This window comes from Rickettsia peacockii str. Rustic (assembly GCF_000021525.1).
In the GTDB taxonomy this organism is placed as follows: Bacteria; Pseudomonadota; Alphaproteobacteria; order Rickettsiales; family Rickettsiaceae; genus Rickettsia; species Rickettsia rickettsii.
Genome location: NC_012730.1, coordinates 793,178 through 812,813, shown reverse-complemented (window position 1 = coordinate 812,813; position 19,636 = coordinate 793,178). Strand labels below are relative to the sequence as shown.

The following is a 19,636-nucleotide window of genomic DNA, read 5'->3' as shown; positions in this document are numbered from 1 at the left end:
TATGCTTTAGGTTAATTCTATTAAATGTATATATTACATGAATTTCATTGTTATCAGGACTCATAATAATAGCAGGATATGAATATTCTTCAGACAGGATGTTATTATATTCTATATCCCCTTCAGGATAGATAGAATTTCTAATAGTGATAGGGTGCCTAACCCCTCATCATAGGATGTAGCTACACTTAATATATTTCGTGATTTATGATTATTGATTACTCGATTATATGTAAGTAGTAATGTATCATCACCTAAATTAATGGCATCAATGGCACTATCAGGGTTTAATAAGTTTACTGGTTCTAAATTACTCCAATATATTCCATTATTTATGGATATTGATCTGTGTATGTAAGTAGACATTAAGGAATCAGTTTTTCTAGGTCTTACTAACATTATGATTTTATTTGGTAAATTACTACTAACTAAAGTTGGCTGTATAAAACCTCTGTAACCTTTTTGAAAAATTTGAGGGTTGGATGGTAATATAGGATTACTTAAATTCCATGTATGTAAATCTGATGAATATTCTATATATGAAAAATCATCAATACAACTTTCTCGAGAACACGGAGATAAAATATTATTTTCATAAATTAGTGGCTTATTACGTGCTGGTCCTAGAATACCATGTAATAGTTCTGGTTTTTGCCATGTTAATCCCTGATCATAAGCACGAGATAATATTCCACTCCATGTTCTTGGATAAGGTCCAATTTTACTAAAAATGAGTAACTGATTATTCAAGAAAGTAATTACTGGATTTCCACAACTGATTACCCCATTATCTTGTTTTAGCGGGATATGATGATCACGGAAATATTGCGGTGAAACGATTCTTTCTGGAGTAGTCCATTGGTAATGAACAGAAGTAGTAATATTATTTAGTAAATAAGGACAAATGAGAGCAAAAATAAAAAATATTACTAATTTAATCTTAAGAATTTTTAATGGGTATATAATATAACTTAAATAATTTAATATTAAATAAGCACAAAAATTTACTATTGCTACAATAAAATTGTGATGAATAACTGCTTCTGCTGTAAAATTAAAAGAATTTTTTAAAATTTCACCACAATAAATATAAGTAAAATAAAAACATATTGGCCAACCACATGATATTAATAATAAAAAGAAGACTGTTTTTAGATTGACCCTTTCATTGTAAATAAGATTATCTTTTAATGGATTATCTGTAGTTTTTTGTATTAAAGTAATATTTTTCTTAACACGACGTTTTGCATCAGCAAATTCAGGAGTTTCCCGTAAAGCAGTTCTAGCAACTGCTCCAACAATTGCTATTATAGTTCCAAGCAAAAACGCTATACGCCAATTAAATCCAAATGAGGTGACTAAAGATGCAACAGCTAAGGCTATCATTCCTCCTAAATTAGCAAATACTGATGTCATTAAAACAATAGGATATTGTATAGGAGGTTTTGTTATTTCTAGTAAGTATTAGTTGTGCTCCAACTATTTCACCCATAGAAGATAGACCTTGAATAATACGACATGTTATAACTATCACAGTAGCAATGAGTCCTTTCTCAGCATAAGTTGGGACAAGGGCCATTGCAAGACATGAAGACGACATTAAGAATGTAGTAATAATTACAGTTGCTTTACGACCAATTATGTCACCAACTAAGCCAAAAATTCTGGCTCCAACAGGTCTCATCACATAAGTGGAACAAAATGCAAAAGCAAAGTAAATAGCTTGAGTATGAGGGTCTGCCTTAGGAAAAAATAATTCATTTAATAAAACTGTCATATGAACATATAGCATCAGATCAAAATATTCTAAAAATGTTCCAATTGATAATAATCCTACAGCTTTTTTTTGTTCTGTTGTTAATGAAGTAAATGTTCCTTCATTATGTTTAATATATTCTATCATTACTTGACTGTTTTAAATACCATATAATGGTATCAGATGATATAGAATTTATCTACTCCTTAATTTAAATATTAAAAATTTTTATATATGATATTAAATTATCTTAATTCGTGATTATCAAAAATATTTTTGCCGATTGTAGTCCACTGATCTTGGATATTAGGATTTTGTATTAATTTTTCTTTTAAAGAAACAAAAGCTCCTAGTAAACTGTTAGTGGGTAAATCATCAAGCATCAAGTTTAGCTTTAACAACTAAGCCACCGATTTCAATTAAACGACGGGTACGAGCTTTTCTTTCTTGAATTTTAAGTCTTGCTTCTTCAGTAATAATTTGAGCTTTTTTTTGTTCTAATTTTAATCTACGTTTTATGACATTATCCATATAGATAGTTTTTTCATGATTATTATAATCATAATGAATCATCAATAAATTATAAGTCAACTTCATAACTATAAGTGCTAGGAAATTCTATAAATTTTTTCTAAAACAGACTAATGTTTGATACAACTTGTAAGCTTTAAACATGGCTATGCTTCTACAGTGTATAAAGGACAAGGAGCCTCAATTAAAGATGTCTATGTATTACATAATTTAGCTGGAAATAGTAGGAATTCTTATGTAGCCATGACAAGGCACATAGAAGAGGTAAAATTTTATTATAATAGGAAGGCTACCAGGAATATGGCCAGTTTAATATCGCAACTTAGCAAAATAGATAATAGGCTATCTAGCATTAATTTTAAAACTTTAGAAGAATTAGTAGCGATTCAAGATCAAGAAAATAAGAGTCCTAATATTATAGATAAAGTAGGTGACTGGTTTAAAGGGGTAGTAGAAGATATTAAGGATAGATTACACAGTAATGATAATTATTACCACTTAAGAGTGAAGTTAGGACCACCTGCTAAAGTAGCAGAAATCCTAAGAAGCACTAGCACAAATTTTGTCACAAGCCATCAAGATCAAGAAGAGCGAAAAAGCTCTTCTTATAACCTCAAGAATTGTAATAAACAAGATACAACAATAAGTGTTAAGTTACAAGAGGATATTATGGCAAAGAATAAAATAGATTATAATGCTATTAATAAAAAGAAGCACTGGAATTAAAGCAACGATTATCATTTAAAGCAGAAGAAATAGGAAGAAATTTGTTAGGTAGTCCAAATAAGCATTTATCAAATAGCCAGTTACTCCGCTGGGAGAAAGATGGTAAAATAGCGATGAAGATATGTGGCAGTAAAGCCGGCATATGGTATGATTTTAGTAAAGGAGAGGGAGGAGATTTATGTACCTTAGTACAAAGAGAAAAGAATTGTGATTTTGTAGAAGCTAAGAAATATTTACAAGAAATAGTTGGTGTGTCAACAAACAGTAAAGATCTAGCAGCAAACAAAAATCAACAAATTAAAACTCAAACAGCACAAGAGGCTGAAACAGTAAAAATTAAGAGAGCTATAGGGTTATATGAAAAATCAGACTCTGTAAAATATGTCATGCCAAATAATGTAGCAAAAAGATATTTATCAGAACATCGTGGAATTAAAGAAGTATTAACAAGATATCAACTAAGTAACGATCTTAGAACTGATATGATGTGGCATAGTAATAGTAAACAATATTATCCTGCATTAATTGCTTTTGCTAGAAATAAAGATGGTAATATTACCGGTGGACAATCAATTTATTTAAACAAAGACACAAATAATAAAGCTGATATTGAGGTTAATAAACGTTAATTTGGTAGAATCAGAGGTTCTTTTGTTGAGATTAATAAAAATAACGAACAACAGAACGCAAGCATTAAACATGGCAACAATTTAGTTAGTAATATAACGATTATAGCAGAAGGACTCGATACCGCTTTAAGCATTGCGGAAGCTGCTATTAAAGGCAAAATTCTTTGTAGTTTAGGTGTAAGTAACATCAGGCACTATGAGTCTATCAAAGGTGAGAGAATAATAATTGCTGCCGATAATGATGGCAAAGATGCAGTATCAGTTAATACTGTAATTAAAGCACAGAAAGAATTAATTAGCAAAGGAGCTATAGTATCGATAATACGACCACCAGAAAAAGGCGATTTTAACGATATGTTAAAATCCCAAGGGGCAGAATCTATAGACAAGCTTATAGAGCCTGAAATAATAAAATGAACAGCAGCTAGTAAGGCAACAGAACTTAAATCATCCTTAAAAGCAAATGATAATAGCAAATCACAAATTAAGTCTATAGAATTACTATTTTCAAAAATGGTAAATAACGATAATAATGGACTAAATAATTTGCAACAACAGCAAATAACAGCTCTGGCAAAATTTGGCACAGCAGAGAATATCAATACTGCCTTACAAATCTACAGAGAAAAAGGCATAGATTCTTGTATTTTCTATAGTAACAAGATTTGTGAGTCGGTAATAGAGAAGAAGATACAGAAAGATTTACAAATTATGAAGAATAAATTTGATCCTAAATATAATCTTGGTGATAAAAAATTTTCTGATATAGTAGTACATTATTTTCAAGGCACAAGTCATCTCGTTCCTGAAGATTACTTAAATGCTATAGGAAGGGATAAACAAGTAATGCAATATATAAGTCCAAGCTCAGAAATAGGTAAGTATAATAATATTTTATCAAGTTAAAAAATGTAAATATATGAGTGAACAAGGAAACCTGCTTGGTGGTCCAGATAAGGATAAGAAGAAAGCTAAGCATGATAAAATATTTCGTAAGGCACTGGAGAATCCTCTAGTCGCCCATGAGTTCTTTAATGCACATTTCCCCAAATATTAAAAGTTTAATAGATTTTCCTAGTTTAACAATGAAAAATACCACTTTTGTAGAAAGCTCTTTAAAAGATTCTATCTCTGATGTTTTATTCTCATGCAAATTTGATAAACAAGATGGATATTTATTTTTGCTTGTCGAGCATCAATCAAAAGCAGATCATTTTATGGCTTTTAGGCTATTCAAATATATGATTAATATTTGTGAGCGATATTTAATACAAAATCCTAAAGCTAAGACTTTACCATTAATATACCCAATGATATTTTATAATGGTCAGGAGAAATATAATGTTGCAAGGAATTTGTGGGATTTATTTGCCAATAACAAATTAGCAAGAGAGTTATGGATTAATGATTACCAGTTGGTGAATGTTCATGAAATTCCTGACGAAGAGTTTAAGCAAAGGATATGGTCAGGGATATTAGAATTTTTTCTCAAGCATATACATGAGAGGGAATTATTAAAAAGATGGCAAGAAATATCAGATATATTACCGGAATTAACAAAAATAACGACAGGTTATGATTATCTAGAAATGATATTATATTATACTTTGACAAAGATAGAGCAAGCTGATAAAATAAAGCTAGAGAATTTATTATCAACAAAGTTGAATCCAGAAATGGGAACAAGGCTTATGAGAAGTTTAGCACAGCATTGGCAACAAGAAGGGAAAGAAATAGGTATTCTTGAAGGCTTACAAGTTGGTGAAGCTAAAGGTATCCAAATTGGAAAAGCTGAAGGAAAAGCTGAAGGGGAATATAATAAAGCAGTAGAGGTAGCAAAGAAAATGTTAGCTCAAGGTTGTAATGTTTTTTTAATTTCTAGTGTAACCGGTCTTGATAAAGCTTTTATTAGTTCTTTAGAGTAAACATATTTCTTATAAAATTTACTCTGCTGTTTGAAAAATCATTTATACAAAATTCTGAAATAACAAAAAAGTTTTTTATACACAGCTTACCTCTAAAACTCGTAATACTAAATTAGCAATTTAAAGGGGCATTATAATAGGATTTTTTTATAAGGTATAAACTCTATCGAACAATTGAAATCTTTTAAAAATGCCATTAAAATGGTTTTATATTTTTAGATTTAAATCAAGTTTGTAAATTCGTTTTAAGTTTGATAATAGGGAAATTACCCACAAGCTTTACATAACAGGTAAGATCCGGTAGATTCATGATTTCAGATGGCGTGACTAATAATTTTCTTTGCTCTAAGCTATGCATATTTACTCCATCACGCATGGAGTTAGCACCATAAGAGAGATTCTCTTGAGTCTCGATTATTTCTTGCTCACCAAGCATTAAAGCTGATTTATGTGCTGTTTGCCAGTCACTTACTCGGAAGATGCATTTACTACCAAATAGATCAAGTATTGAAGCTGCTCCTGCATGACCATATATCTCCTCTAATTGATGAATATTCTGCATACCTGTAACAACGCAGCCACCATATTTCCTGCTTTCATCTAAAGCTATAGGGAGTGAAGATATCTTTTGTAAAGCTGGCAGCTTATCAATCACAAATGTAGAAGTCAAGATTTGATCTTACAGACACTATAAATTTTGCACCTGATTGTCAGTTACATTTTGACTGTCAGAGACGTATTCAAGATACAAGATTTCATTATTCTTTTCAACAGCTAATTTTTTACTATCCTTAAAAGTTTGCATAGGAGTTTTTCCATAACAATATTTTCCTGAATGTGGTCGCTCATTATTGAAATGCTCTAACCAAATATCAAGATCTAATTGTAAATCATCAAGATCTGTATAAATCTTTTTCCGCATAGCTGTATCAAAGAATTCTTGTTTCATGGTTTTATTAAAACGCTCACACATACCATTTGTTTGGGGAGAATATGCCTTAGTTGTAGTATGCTCTATACCTTCGATACTTAGAAACAACTCAAAAGCATGATGCTCTATATTCCCCTTATATTCTGACCCACGATCTGTAAGAATACGAAGTATTGGTATCCCTTGGGTCTCGTACCATGGTAACACGCGGTCATTAAGCATATCAGCAGCAGTTAAAGCTGTTTTATCAGTATATAGTTTAGCATCAGCTACCCTAGTATAGCTATCAATAAATACCTGAGAATAAACCTTACCTATACCTTTGAAATTACCTACATAATACGTATCCTGACATCCTAGATAACCTGGATGCTGCGTCTCAGTTTCTCCATGAGCTTCTCTTTCATTACGACGCTCCTCTAGCACTTGTAATTGAGATTCAGTAAGAACAATACCATCCTGAGCCATCTTTGCTTCTAATGCTTTAAGCCTTTTACTGATATTGTTTAAATCATTACGTAACCAAATTGATCGCACTCCTCCAGGCGATACAAGTATACCGCTCTTCTTAAGCTCATTTGATACTCTTAGCTGACCATATGCTGGATATTCTATTGCCATATCCATTACTGCTTTCTCTATCGCTGGATCAACTCTATTCGCTATTATTGGCTTTCTTCGACTAATTTCATATAATGCCTCTTCGCCACCAGTTTCATACAGTGCTTTAAATCTGTAATAACTATCTCTACTATAGCCCATCGCTTTACATGCTGATGATATGCTACCAAGACTCTTAGCTAGTTCTAGTAACCCTATTTTTGGCTTTATTATTTTTTGATTTAAGTTCATTTTTCATCTCCATTTAATAATTAATTTATTTTACTAAATGTAAGATATAATCTCAACTATTACAATTTATATTCATAATATATTGGCACCAAATTCAAAAATAACTCTTTCGGCCTTATAATCACTCATTTGAACAAGTTTAATTTCCTCAAGATAAATTACCTTTGGTAAATTCGTTAATGACTTTCCGCCAAAATATTAATGCCGGCTTATTTTCAGGAATAACCGCAACTTCCCATAATCTTTTATGCATTTGCCAAATTTGCTTAGCTACTTGCCTACCAACTCCTTTATTTTGAAATCTTGCTATAATAAAAAATTCCCCCATATTCCAATCGATTTTATAATGCGTTCCAACCTTATTAAGCAATATAAAACCTGCTATTTCGTCATTTAATTTAATTCAATAGGCTTTCCTATCCGTTTCTATAAAATATTTTTTGTAATTATCAGCTTCATATAAACCATCTCGTGGCAATGTCCAATCATATTCATCTGATTCAAACCCACAATAACGCGATATATCATATATATAAAACCGTACCATATTTTGGATTAGAGGATAATCAGCAACGGTTGCAGTGGTTAAACGTATATTCTTTACAGATTCATTCTTCATAACTCTTTTCTTAAATATAATTTAGCCATTTCTCCGGAATTATGATAATCTAGCACTTCATAAAATATATGCGTACTGTCTTTAGCACATCGATAACCAGAAGTAAGATCAACGATTACGAGGCTATATTTTTTTGCTATTTCTTCTAAATATTCCATAAGCTTTTTACCTATTTGTTTTCCCCGATAATTCTCATCAATAACTAAAGCTTCAATATGAATTCTAGTTTTATCTGAGGCGAAAAGCAGCGATTTAGACCAAGCAATAAATCCAACTATTTTATTATCTAAACTAGCTAAAGCAACACCATACCCCTCACGATTTATAAAATTCTTAAAACGTGCTATTAATTCTTCTGAACTAGAAGGATAGCCAAGTTGAGCCATCAAAGGTAAAATATTTGTAATATTATCAGGAGTTGCTAAACTAATATTTACACTACTCATAATTATCCTTTTTCTCTTCGTTTCTTTAACCTAGCTAAATCTTTTGGACTAGGTAAATAGCTTTTTCATTTCGTAGGTAAATTCTTCGGTTAATTTAAGTTTAAATTTACCCGTTTTTCATTCAATAACAACATAGCATTTAAGTTTAACATGATAAAAAACTAAATCTAAGTAATAATCCTCTCCTTCTAATTCTATAGGTATGGATTACCTATAAATGCAAAATCTTGACCGAGTTCTAATAAAAAATCCTTAATATTATCTATTAGCTTATTTTCTAGTTCTCGTTCTAAAATATTTTCTTTAATATCTAGAAATTCTAAATTATACTTAAATCACAATTAATATAGCCAAAAATTTAATCACAGCTGGTGTAAAAACTGATTTAATAGCTACCTCAACCGGATTAAAGAAGGAAGAGGTTGAAAAACTTAAATAAATTACTTATACATGTATTTATTATCATTTATATTAGGAGGATTAAATGCATTACTCCGTCAATTACATTTATCAATTCGCTCTATAGAGTTTTATAAAGATGTATATAAAAACTATCAAGGGTACGGAATAAGATATGTATTTACCTTGTCTTTTATTCCATCAATAATTTATTGTATTTTTATATTAAATTACATAATAACTTTAAAAGATTATTTTAACGGAATACAATCATCAAAAGTTACAGCCAACATTGAATATATTATCAATCAATTACCGGAAATTAAATATAATAATTCAAACATTTCAGTTGAAGAAGTAGAGCCTATATATTTATATAGCAAGAATAACAATAAAATAGTCGTCATTGATACAAAAAATCAAGTTTCTAACAAAGAAAAAAGCAAAATACCGTTTGTACTTGAAGAGAATAAGCTGAAGATAAATTTAATTGTAGCCAATACTAAGAAAAATTTCCCAAGTACTGTTAACTATTCTGAGATATTCAAGCAAAATGAAGTAATTTTAACTCCTGAAATAATAAAAAAATATTTTGCCGATCATTTATTATATGCCCCCAATTTATTTATTTATTTCGGTATGCCGGCTATTATATTATTTTGGTTTGTAACATTCTTATTAGAGAGAAGTATTATAGTGTTGTTAGTATATAGCTTAGCTAATTTACTTACTACTAAAACTTCAATACAAACTTCTATAAGGTTAGTAATGTTTTCAAGCGGAGTCCCGATAATATTACAACCGGTTATTATTATATTAATACCGGAATTAAGCATATTATTACAGCTACTACAAATGTTTACAACTTGTTTAGTGTTTGTCGCTATTTGGCAAATTAACAAGAACCTATCGCACTATATGTAAGAAAAATCAGTTATCATATAATATGTGATTTTAAATCCTCAATTTACTAAAAAAACAGCCTTTTATTAAAAAAATAAAAGTTTTTATTGTTAAAATGAAACCTAAAGTTATTTTTTTATAAATTTATTTAAATGGGTAAGAAAAAAAAAAGAAAGTAAGGTTTGCAGAAGAGCCGCAAGTTAAGGAATTTTCACAAGATAAAGAAGCAACAGAAGTAGACCTTATAAGAGGAAGAGTAATTAATATTTATGATAAAGGTGGCTACTTAAAGCCGGATCAATTGGTAATTCATGAACGAGAAGCTATTGGAGTAAAAAATGTTGAAGTAAAGAGCAATCTAAATTTCTTTCAACAAATTTTCGCTGCAGTAGGTCTTATAAAGGACACAAAAACAATCAAAGAAGAATTTACTTATGCTATCGGCGATATACAAGGAATATTAAAGGATAACGGTCAATTTATTAATAATTCTGAAGAAATTAGAAAATTTGTTGATAAAAATAGAGATATTCAAATTGCAGATATTGACGGTATCGGTATTGGTAATTTAAATCATCAGGGTAAAATACAAATTAATTCATAAGTAATGAAAAAATTATTCTTTATAAGGATGGTCAATTAGCTGCTATTGCAAGAAAAGGTCCACTTATAAATCAAGAAGGAGAGCCTTTATACAAAGATAACTTAGTCCAAAAAGATAATAAAGTTTATCTAGTTGGAGATGTCAGAAGAAATATTGATACACCTTTTAGAGATCCCAAAACTAGAGCTAGAGATAATTGGAATAGATTAATAAAGAAATTTAAGCATGCTTTAATACCGGAACATGAGTTAGGAAAATTAAACGATGCAATAGTAGATTCTGTAAGAGTTAAAGTAGTTCATCCAAATCCAAAACTTGCAGAACATCATCTTCAAGAAATAGCTCAAGGTAAACAAATATGGGATGGGCATAAATTTAAAATATTACGTCTCTCAAAGATTACTTGATGCTAACGGTAAAGTAGCTTCTACTATCGGTAAAGAAAGTAAAAGCATGAATAATGTTCAAGCATTTGTAATGGGAGAGGATGGAACAATTTATATGGGTACTCATAAAAATCAATATTTGCCAAATACTAAAAATCTTGTTCACGGTTCATTTTTAAGTGGAAAGCCTGCGGAAGCAGCAGGAGTTATAGGTATAAATGATAGGGGAAAATTGATTACCTTCGTAACAATAGCGGTCATTATCAACCTGAAGCTTTAGATATGTACTGTGCTGTAAAAAAATACAAGAAACTATGCCCGGTGCTTTAGATAAAAATTGTCAAATCGATATTCAAGGGCATCTACGAATACTTGTTACTGATTTTGTAAAAAATATGGAAACCAAAGTAGGTTTCAGAAAAAATGCTAAAACTCATTATGAAAAACTAAGAGAGGAAAGAATAGAGAAAATTAAAAATTATCAAACTAATTTAAAAAATATTGCTGCTTCTTCAAAACCTAAAGCTAGAAATAGAACAACAAACAGAGGGCGTGGTTAATAAATTAACTATTTATAATTAAATGTCATTCCTGCGAAAGCAGGCATCCAGCTAAATGTCATACTCCAGCATTGTTTGCGTGGATTGGTAAAACCCATTATGTCACCTAGTTCGCTTGACCACTGGGACCATAAAAATAATTTAAAGTACTAATATTTAATTGGGTCCCGCTACAAGCTTGCTGGATGATGACAAAGCAATTTTGGATTCCCGCTTCTAGCTAGGAATGATATCGAAGGTGTTTTTTGCACCATGCAACAACGTCCCTAGGTAATGTTGGATTAACACTTATTTATAATATTCTCTCCTTCTTTTCTACTGCTACTAGTTTTTACACAATTAAATTTTAGTTTATATTAACAAGCTAATTTTTTATTAAATAATATAATTATATACTTGACTAAATTACTTGGGTATTGTAGATATTAAACAATTGTAAGTTTTAATAGGTTGGTTATATGATGCTGACGACGAAAGGAAGATATGCCGTAATGGCAATACTTGAAATGGCTTCAAAATCAAGTGCCGAACCGGTCACTTTGAATGAAATGTCCGTAAAACAAAATATATCGCTTAACTATTTAGAGCAGATATTTTCTAAACTTAAAAAAGCTGATCTAGTTAAGGCTATTAGAGGATCGAAAGGTGGGTATATTTTAATCGGTAACCTAGAAGAAATAAAAATTTCCGATATTATGGACGCCGTTAACGAAAATTTTATAATGACTACCTGCTATAAGAAGTCAGTTAAAACTTGCGTGCCTGATACAATAAAATGTAATTCGCATAAATTATGGCAAGGTCTTGGTAAGCATATTAGAGATTATTTTGAAAATATCTCAATTAAAGATGCTTTAAACTCAAATTTAAATATATGATATATTTAGACCATAATGCTACTACTTTTATCGACCCTAGAGTTAAGGAATTCATAATAAGTTTAATGGACAAGGAGCTTAACCCTTCATCAGCACATAGCTCAGGTAGATTTGCTAAGAATCTCATAGAAACGGTACGCGCACAAATAGCGACGGCTCTTGGTATAACCTTATCATCTAGAGAATATGATATTACTTTTACTTCATCAGGAACTGAAGGTAATAATTTAATAATGAAAAATTTTTATGACGGCGATATTTTTATTTCAGCTATTGAACATTTATCGATCTATAACTATATAAACTACGCTCCAAATATTAAAGTTATAAGTGTTAATACGCAAGGGCTAGTTGATTTAGAACATTTAGAAGAGTTGTTAGCTCAAAGTACTACTAGTAAAAAACTAGTTTCCATAATAATGGCTAATAATGAAAGCGGAGTTTTACAAGATATAGCTGAGATAGGTAAAATAACTAAAAAATATGAGGCAAAATTTCATAGCGATTTAGTGCAAGGTTTTGGCAGAATACCAATAAATATCAAAGCATTAGGATTAGATTTTGCTACAATTTCAGGGCATAAAATAGGAGGGGGGCAGGGTGGTGCTGCTTTAATTTCTAGCTCTAATTTTCAAGTTACTCCAATGATTATAGGAGGAGGGCAGGAAAAATCAGTACGCTCAGGCACTGAAAATGTTTTAGCAATTGCAGGATTTGGTTTAGCTTCTGCATTGAGGACAGACAATATCTCAGAAAATTATATAAAAATCAAAAAGTTACAAGAAAATTTAGAGAAAAAATTAAAAAAATATCCTAATGTAAATATTGTTAGTAATAACGTAGCTAGGTTGCCTAATACTACCTTAATTACTATACCAAATACGGATGCACAAGCGAAATTAATTGGGTTTGATTTACATAATATTTGCGTAAGTTCCGGTTCTGCTTGTTCATCGGGAAAAATATCTAAATCGCATGTATTAACCAATATGGGTGTAGGGGAAGAAGAAGCAAAATCTTCGATTAGGATATCTTTAAGCCATACTAATACGGTAAGTGATATAGAGGCTTTTATAGAGGCTTTTGAGGAGATTTACGATGTCATTCCTAGCTAAAAGCTACGTTGTTGCACGGCTCCGTTTATGTCATTCCCGCTTCCGCAGGAATGACATCGATGACTGTTTAAACTATACCAAAACATGAATTAATTTAACCATATGAACCCACAATTAAACAATTTAACCTTACCGATATATATGGATTATCAGGCGACGACTCCAATAGATCCAAGAGTAATGGAGGCAATGTTGCCTTATTTTACTACCAAGTTCGGCAATCCTCATTCACGCAGCCATTCTTTCGGTTGGGAGGCAGAAAACGCCGTTGAAGAGGCAAGGAGTATGGTAGCAAAGTTAATAGGAGCGGATACTAAAGAAATTATTTTCACTTCCGGTGCAACTGAGTCTAACAATCTTGCAATAAAGGGAATAGCAAAATTTTACAGCAATAAAAAGAATCATATTATTACCGTAGTCAGTGAACATAAATGCGTACTTGATGCTTGCAGGCATTTAGAGCAAGAAGGTATAAAAATCACATACTTACCGATTAAGCCAAATGGAATAATCGATTTAGAAACTCTAAAAAATGCCATTACCGACCAGACTATGTTAGTTTCAGTTATGGTGGTTAATAATGAAATAGGTGTTGTTCAGCCTTTAAAGGAAATCGGGAAAATTTGCCGTGAAAAGGGCGTTTTTTTTCATTCCGATATTGCTCAAGGTTTTGGTAAAATTCCAATTGATGTTAACGCATTTAATATTGATCTTGCCAGTATCTCAGGGCATAAAATTTACGGTCCGAAAGGAATAGGTGCATTATATGTAAGGAAAAAACCTCGTGTGCGTGTTACACCGCTCATAAACGGTGGCGGGCAGGAGAGAGGTATGCGTTCAGGTACGCTACCGACTCCTTTAATCGTAGGGCTTGGCATGGCTGCTGAAATAGCGTATAGTGAGATGGAAAAAGATACTAAGCACGTAAATTACTTATTCGACAGATTTTTAAATAATATACATAAGCGAATTTCAGAAGTTTATTTAAACGGCGATAAAAATCAAAGATATAAAGGTAATTTAAATTTAAGCTTTGCCGGAGTTGAAGGAGAATCAATGATCCTTGCCATTAAAGATTTAGCGGTTTCCTCCGGTTCTGCTTGTACTTCTGCCTCATTAGAGCCGTCATATGTTTTACGTTCTATGGGAATCGGTGAAGAGCTTGCCCATACTGCAATTCGGTTCGGCATAGGTAGATTTACTACCGAGCAGGAAGTTGACTACGCAGTAAATTTAATATGCTCAAAAATCGATAAACTAAGGGCATTAAGCCCTCTTTGGGAAATGATGCAAGAGGGAATTGATTTGAAAAAGATTAAATGGGCTGTACATTGAGAATATAGGCATTGCGAGCAGCCGTAGGCTGCGTGGCAATCTTGTCAAATATCCTGAGATTGCTTCGTCAAAACTTACAGTTTTTCCTCGCAATGACGGCTCAGGTATTCACGCAAGTATAACATACAAAACCAAATTTTAGAGAATAACAATGGCTTATAGCAAAAAAGTGATAGATCATTATGAAAATCCTCGTAATGTTGGATCGCTTGATAAAGAAAATAAAAATGTTGGTACAGGACTAGTTGGAGCTCCTGCTTGCGGTGACGTTATGAAGTTACAAATCGCAGTTGATGATGACGGGATTATTACAGATGCTAAATTTAAAACATTCGGCTGCGGTTCAGCTATTGCTTCAAGTTCTTTAGTAACGGAGTGGGTTAAAGGAAGATCGGTAGAAGATGCCGAGACTATTAAAAATACCGAAATAGCAAAAGAATTGTCACTTCCACCGGTCAAATTACATTGCTCACTACTTGCTGAAGATGCAATAAAAGCAGCTATAGCCGATTACAAACAGAAAAAAGAAAGCAAAAAAGATTCTTAAAATATGAAAAATGTTATTTCATTAACCGATTCTGCTGCAAAGCAAGTAAAATTGCTAATAGAAAAACGCGCCAAGCCTACCTTTGGTATTAGGGTAGGGGTTAAGTCAGGCGGTTGTGCCGGTCAGACTTATTACGTGGAATATGCCGATAGTAAAAATCAATTCGATGAAGTAGTTGAAGAAAAGGGCGTACGGATACTAATCGACCCAAAGGCATTAATGTATATTCTAGGTTCTGAAATGGACTATGTAGAGACTAAATTCAAATCCCAATTCACTTTCACCAATCCTAACGAAAAAGCTAATTGCGGCTGCGGCAAATCTTTTAGCGTGTAACACTTTAGAATCAATAAAGGTTTTAAAATATGTTTAACTGGGTTTATAATAAAAATACGGAAATACCTTTAAAAGAAAGTTGGCTATTTAATCACAAAAAGGTTTTAACGCAATTAAATAACGGTATTAAAGATTCTGCTAAAGGGCAAGTTAAATTTATAGAAGATTTCAGTAAATATTTAGATGATGACTTTGAAAATTCTTTTTACTATTCAAGCTAGTAAAGATTTGGAAGAACTCGAAAATAATAAAGGATTAGAAAAACGTTTAAAAGCAGTAAAAAAACACTGGCATATCTACAGGCAAACCCTCGTCATCCTAGTTTAAATACCCATAAATATAAAAATCTGTTAAAGGACATAACGGAGAAGAAATATTTGAAGCTTATGCTGAAAATAATACTCCTGCTGCTTATAGAATTTTTTGGTATTATGGACCAAACAAAGATAATATCACACTATTCTAGCAATTACAGCACATCCATAAAAAGTCAATTGCAGTTGACTATTACACCAATAGCTTTATTTTAAGAAAAATCATGCAAATCACCGGAAAATGAAATCCCCCAGCCTACTGCGATATGATTAGGATCGCGTATATTAGTATATTTAACTAAATCCTGAACAGGAGTATCATAATTTGTGAAATTTTTGATAAAGCATCTCCTGATTTCACTGTATAAACTTTAGCGGTGCGATTTGGCATATTAACTCCTAAGATTATTTTTGATAGCTTAAAAAGCTATCAATCTTTTGTTTAGAAATCAAGAGTAAAATAATTATAGTAGTTTTAACTATTGCTAAAAATCATTATTTCAGCTATGTTAAAGCTGTTTCTTGAAATTAGATTAATATGTCACAAAAATTAGGTTTCTGGGCGGTTTTTGCCTTAGTAACCGGCAGTCAAATCGGTACTAGCGTTTTTATCTTGCCGTTAAGTTTAGCACCGTTCGGTATATACAGCATTTGGGGCTGGGTACTTTCATTATTCGGTGCTATGAGTATAGCACTTGTATTTTCTACCCTTTGTGCAAAATTTCCTAAAACAGGAGGTCCGCACATTTATGTACGGGAAAATTTCGGGGATAAAATAGCTTTTTTCACCGGTTGGACTTACTGGGTTATATCCTTTGTCAGTACAAGTATAGTAGTCATTTCGGCAATAGGTTATCTAACGCTTTTTTTTAAATCACAAGCGATTTTAGACTTAATATTACAGATCATATTATTAGGTGCTATTATGGTTTTAAATTTAAAAGGTCCTGAAGTAACAGGAAAAGCAGAGTTTTATTTAACTCTCTTAAAATTTGTTCCATTGCTTATAGTAGGTTTATGTGCTTTATCACATTTTAATATAGATAATATAACTATTGCCGAGGAAGTAGAGAATTTAAGCATTCCGAGCATTATGGGAAGAGTTGTACTGCTTACTTTTTGGGGATTTATCGGCATAGAATGTGCAACTACCACGGCAGGTGCGGTAAAAGATCCGGCAAAAACCATTCCACGAGCCATAATAGTTGGAACTTTTTGCGTAGCAGTGTTATATATTATTAATAGCATAGGTATAATGGGATTAATCCCTGCTTCTGAACTTGTCAGTGCTAAAGCTCCTTATGCCGATGCCGCTTCATTATTATTCGGGGGTAAATGGTCAAGCGTAATTACGGTTATAGCCTCGATTATATGTATAGGTACGCTCAATGCTTGGGTTCTAACTAGCGGACAGATAGCTCTTGGGCTTGCAGAAGACGGTTTATTACCGAAATTTTTTGCTAAGAAAAATAGCAATAACGCTCCAACTCATGGAATTATTGTAAGCTGCCTTGGCATTGTGCCGTTATTAGTCTTTACGGCAAATGATAATTTTGCCAAACAGATTACACAAATAATAGATTTCTCGGCAATCACATTCTTATTCGTCTATTTAATTTGTAGCTTAGCTTTTTTAAAGATGATTTTTAGCTCAAAAGAAAATTTTTCTTATTATTATTTACTTATAGCTATAATATCGATTATCTTTTGTGCATGGGTTATCTATGAAACACCTGTTAAAACTCTGATTATAGCTAGTTCTTTTACTATCTTTGGTATTCCTTTGTATTATGGATGGTATAAATGTCATTCCCGTCTATGAGCGTTACCTAGCTGGATGCTGAGCTGTCATTGCAAGCGACTGCAAGGAGCGTGGCAATCCAGAAAAAATAATAAAAAAATTCTGTAAATCAGAATTTTTTAACTGGATTGCTTCGTCAATTACTTAAGTAATTTCCTTGCAATGACGGCTCAGCCTCCAAGCGGGCAAGAGCACGACATAAGAGATATAAACATGACAAAAATCCGCATTAATCTGCTTAGAAATTTATTCACAGAATATGATATAGACGGTTATATAATTCCGTCTAACGATAAATATATGAGTGAATATGTTCCAAGCTATGCAAAGAGACTTGAATATATAACAGGTTTTACTGGTTCAAACGGTATAGCTATTATATATAAAGATACAGCATTATTCTTTACCGATGGACGTTATTTAGAGCAAGCAAATAAAGAGCTGGATTTAGAGCTTTTTAAGCTTTTTGACTTAAAAGATATATCTAAGTTTGGTAAAGATGCAAAAATAGGATACGATTCTGAATTATTTACTTATCCCACTATATCAAATTTAAAGTTCAATTTTCAGAAGATTAATGGAAATTTAGTTGATAAGATTTGGCCAAATCAGCCGCTAGAGCCAAACTCTAAAGTTTATTTGCATGATATTAAGTTGGCGGGCGTTAGTCATACTGATAAAATAAGTAAATGTCGTGAAATTTTTTTGGATTCCCGCTTTTGCGGGAATGACATAGAGGAAAGCGGGAATGACACCGAGCAATCTGCCTTAGTCATTCTCGATAGCTCCTCCATATGTTGGTTACTAAATTTGCGTGCCAGTGACGTTGCTTATACGCCTTTAATGTTTGCAAAAGTTATACTCACTTCTACACAATTATATTTGTTTATAAATCCTACAAGAATCGATGCCGAAATTATTAATGCTCGTCCTGAAATAACGATTTTACCAGAAGAAGAATTTGAAAATATTTTAAGAGATAGCGAGAATAAACATCTTTCCAAACCAGCTTATAGAATTTTTATTGATGATACTATAGCATCTGTTCATATAATGGACTTAGTAGCTGATAAAAAAGTACAAAAAATTACCGATCCATGCTTAATGCTTAAAGCTTGTAAGAACGATGTAGAAATTAAGCATGCAATCGATTTGCATATTAAAGATGCAGTAGCTTTATGTGAATTTTTTGCTGATTTTTCTCAATGTCATCCCCGTGAAAACGGGGATCCAGAAAAACATAATAACGAATTGACCGAGTATTCCCTCGGTTTAAAGCTTACAGAGCAACGAGCTAAACAAGAGGGATATGTTTCGGATAGTTTTCCTGCTATTTGCGGATTTCAGGAAAATAGTGCTATTATTCATTATAGAGCTGACCAAAAAACTGCTAAAAAAATTGAAGGGCAGGGGATATTACTGATAGATTCCGGCGGTCAGTATCAAGGTGCTACTACCGATATAACTAGAACAATAGTAATAGGTACACCGACAGATGAGCAGAAAAAGCGTTATACGCAAGTACTTAAAGGACATATTGCTTTAGCTAAAGCCAAATTCCCAAAAAATATCATCGCAGGAGCTAATCTTGATATACTCGCTCGGCAATATTTATGGCAAGAAATGCTAGATTATCCACACGGTACAGGGCATGGGGTAGGGAGCTTCTTAAGTGTTCACGAAGGACCGCAAAGCATAAATCTTCGTAATAAAACAATACTTAAAGCAGGTATGATCTTATCTAATGAACCGGGGTTTTATGTTCCTGGAAAATATGGTATTAGGATTGAGAATTTGATGTATGTAAAAGAAAATAATGGATGGCTTGAGTTTGAGACCTTAAGCCTAGTGCCTTATGCTAGTAAATTGACTGATATGAAACTACTTAATATTGATGAAATAAACTATATCAAGGAATATTATAACAAAATTAGAGCTAAAATTTATGATTTATTATCCACGCAAGCGAGGAATTGGCTTAATAATGAAATAAATTTATATTGTAATTGACGTTTCCGCTATTTATTGGTATAAAGTCTATAC

At 32.0% G+C, this 19,636-nt stretch carries 18 protein-coding genes and 7 pseudogenes; 15 read left to right on the top strand and 10 right to left on the bottom strand.

The window, feature by feature from the left end; genetic code table 11:
• Nucleotides 1–111: 111 nt before the first annotated feature.
• The 3 genes and pseudogenes from RPR_RS09520 to RPR_RS04850 all read right to left on the bottom strand — a co-directional run bounded on the left by RPR_RS09520 (nt 112) and on the right by RPR_RS04850 (nt 2,287).
• Nucleotides 112–1,416, bottom strand: a complete 1,305-nt coding sequence (locus RPR_RS09520) for an MFS transporter (RefSeq protein ID WP_266105306.1) — start codon at nt 1,414–1,416, stop codon at nt 112–114.
• Nucleotides 1,397–1,903: an MFS transporter gene (locus RPR_RS09515; protein WP_266105305.1), complete on the bottom strand. Its 507-nt coding sequence runs from the start codon at nt 1,901–1,903 to the stop codon at nt 1,397–1,399. Before RPR_RS09515 ends, RPR_RS09520 begins: the two co-directional genes overlap by 20 nt.
• A 98-nt stretch (nt 1,904–2,001) precedes the next feature.
• Nucleotides 2,002–2,287: pseudogene (locus tag RPR_RS04850) on the bottom strand (conjugal transfer protein TraD).
• 300 nt (nt 2,288–2,587) lie between these two features.
• On the opposite strand from RPR_RS04850, the pseudogene RPR_RS04845 reads away from it, so the two are divergent.
• A pseudogene (locus RPR_RS04845) lies at nt 2,588–4,548 on the top strand (toprim domain-containing protein).
• 13 nt (nt 4,549–4,561) lie between these two features.
• Nucleotides 4,562–5,567: pseudogene (locus tag RPR_RS04840) on the top strand (Rpn family recombination-promoting nuclease/putative transposase).
• Nucleotides 5,568–5,793: 226 nt separating this feature from the next.
• On the opposite strand, the pseudogene RPR_RS04835 reads toward RPR_RS04840, so the two are convergent.
• The 6 genes and pseudogenes from RPR_RS04835 to RPR_RS09140 all read right to left on the bottom strand — a co-directional run.
• Nucleotides 5,794–6,225 (bottom strand): annotated as a pseudogene (locus RPR_RS04835) (type IV secretion system DNA-binding domain-containing protein); the annotation flags it as partial.
• Nucleotides 6,226–6,255: 30 nt separating this feature from the next.
• Entirely contained in the window at nt 6,256–7,350 is a 1,095-nt protein-coding gene (locus tag RPR_RS04830; RefSeq protein ID WP_012736375.1) for an IS481-like element ISRpe1 family transposase, read from the bottom strand.
• 148 nt (nt 7,351–7,498) lie between these two features.
• Nucleotides 7,499–7,720, bottom strand: a complete 222-nt coding sequence (locus tag RPR_RS04825) for an acetyltransferase (RefSeq protein WP_012719761.1) — start codon at nt 7,718–7,720, stop codon at nt 7,499–7,501.
• 33 nt (nt 7,721–7,753) lie between these two features.
• Nucleotides 7,754–7,969 (bottom strand): hypothetical protein, encoded by a 216-nt coding sequence (locus RPR_RS04820; protein ID WP_004998351.1) that lies wholly within the window; start codon nt 7,967–7,969, stop codon nt 7,754–7,756.
• On the bottom strand, nt 7,966–8,415 hold the full coding sequence (locus RPR_RS04815) for a GNAT family N-acetyltransferase (protein WP_012736815.1): 450 nt from the start codon (nt 8,413–8,415) through the stop codon (nt 7,966–7,968). The genes RPR_RS04820 and RPR_RS04815 overlap by 4 nt, the downstream gene beginning before the upstream one ends.
• A 117-nt stretch (nt 8,416–8,532) precedes the next feature.
• Nucleotides 8,533–8,711: pseudogene (locus tag RPR_RS09140) on the bottom strand (PDDEXK nuclease domain-containing protein).
• 154 nt (nt 8,712–8,865) lie between these two features.
• Between RPR_RS09140 and RPR_RS04800 the strand changes: the two are divergent.
• The 10 genes from RPR_RS04800 to RPR_RS04755 all read left to right on the top strand — a co-directional run bounded on the left by RPR_RS04800 (nt 8,866) and on the right by RPR_RS04755 (nt 15,699).
• Nucleotides 8,866–9,738, top strand: coding sequence for a DUF1189 family protein (locus tag RPR_RS04800; protein ID WP_012736814.1), 873 nt, complete (start codon nt 8,866–8,868; stop codon nt 9,736–9,738).
• Between the two features lie 280 nt (nt 9,739–10,018).
• Nucleotides 10,019–10,321 carry a hypothetical protein gene (locus RPR_RS04795; RefSeq protein WP_085065703.1) on the top strand — a complete coding sequence of 101 codons (303 nt, stop codon included), beginning with the start codon at nt 10,019–10,021 and terminating at the stop codon, nt 10,319–10,321.
• Between the two features lie 363 nt (nt 10,322–10,684).
• A complete protein-coding gene (locus tag RPR_RS04790) occupies nt 10,685–10,987 on the top strand; it encodes a hypothetical protein (RefSeq protein ID WP_228368806.1) in 303 nt (100 codons plus the stop codon).
• Nucleotides 10,988–11,021: 34 nt separating this feature from the next.
• Complete coding sequence (locus RPR_RS04785; RefSeq protein ID WP_004998335.1) at nt 11,022–11,267, top strand: hypothetical protein; 246 nt, start codon at nt 11,022–11,024, stop codon at nt 11,265–11,267.
• Between the two features lie 458 nt (nt 11,268–11,725).
• A complete protein-coding gene (locus RPR_RS04780) occupies nt 11,726–12,145 on the top strand; it encodes a Fe-S cluster assembly transcription factor (RefSeq protein ID WP_012150915.1) in 420 nt (139 codons plus the stop codon).
• Nucleotides 12,142–13,260, top strand: a complete 1,119-nt coding sequence (locus RPR_RS04775; RefSeq protein WP_012736813.1) for a cysteine desulfurase family protein — start codon at nt 12,142–12,144, stop codon at nt 13,258–13,260. The genes RPR_RS04780 and RPR_RS04775 overlap by 4 nt, the downstream gene beginning before the upstream one ends.
• A gap of 102 nt (nt 13,261–13,362) precedes the next feature.
• A complete protein-coding gene (locus tag RPR_RS04770; RefSeq protein ID WP_012736812.1) occupies nt 13,363–14,595 on the top strand; it encodes an IscS subfamily cysteine desulfurase in 1,233 nt (410 codons plus the stop codon).
• Nucleotides 14,596–14,746: 151 nt separating this feature from the next.
• Nucleotides 14,747–15,142 carry a Fe-S cluster assembly scaffold IscU gene (iscU, locus tag RPR_RS04765; protein WP_010977348.1) on the top strand — a complete coding sequence of 132 codons (396 nt, stop codon included), beginning with the start codon at nt 14,747–14,749 and terminating at the stop codon, nt 15,140–15,142.
• A gap of 3 nt (nt 15,143–15,145) precedes the next feature.
• On the top strand, nt 15,146–15,478 hold the full coding sequence (locus RPR_RS04760) for an iron-sulfur cluster assembly accessory protein (protein ID WP_004998325.1): 333 nt from the start codon (nt 15,146–15,148) through the stop codon (nt 15,476–15,478).
• A 29-nt stretch (nt 15,479–15,507) separates the two neighbouring features.
• The gene (locus RPR_RS04755; RefSeq protein ID WP_085065702.1) at nt 15,508–15,699 is read left to right on the top strand and encodes a hypothetical protein; all 192 of its coding nucleotides are present in this window, start codon (nt 15,508–15,510) and stop codon (nt 15,697–15,699) included.
• 305 nt (nt 15,700–16,004) lie between these two features.
• Here RPR_RS04755 and RPR_RS09135 read toward each other — a convergent pair.
• Nucleotides 16,005–16,183, bottom strand: a pseudogene (locus RPR_RS09135) (LysM peptidoglycan-binding domain-containing protein).
• 147 nt (nt 16,184–16,330) lie between these two features.
• On the opposite strand from RPR_RS09135, the gene RPR_RS04740 reads away from it, so the two are divergent.
• The 3 genes and pseudogenes from RPR_RS04740 to RPR_RS04735 all read left to right on the top strand — a co-directional run bounded on the left by RPR_RS04740 (nt 16,331) and on the right by RPR_RS04735 (nt 19,603).
• The gene (locus RPR_RS04740) at nt 16,331–17,614 is read left to right on the top strand and encodes an APC family permease (RefSeq protein ID WP_012736811.1); all 1,284 of its coding nucleotides are present in this window, start codon (nt 16,331–16,333) and stop codon (nt 17,612–17,614) included.
• Between the two features lie 15 nt (nt 17,615–17,629).
• Nucleotides 17,630–17,742 (top strand): annotated as a pseudogene (locus RPR_RS08205) (lytic transglycosylase domain-containing protein); the annotation flags it as partial.
• A gap of 13 nt (nt 17,743–17,755) precedes the next feature.
• Nucleotides 17,756–19,603 (top strand): aminopeptidase P family protein, encoded by a 1,848-nt coding sequence (locus RPR_RS04735; RefSeq protein ID WP_012736810.1) that lies wholly within the window; start codon nt 17,756–17,758, stop codon nt 19,601–19,603.
• Nucleotides 19,604–19,636 lie beyond the last annotated feature (33 nt).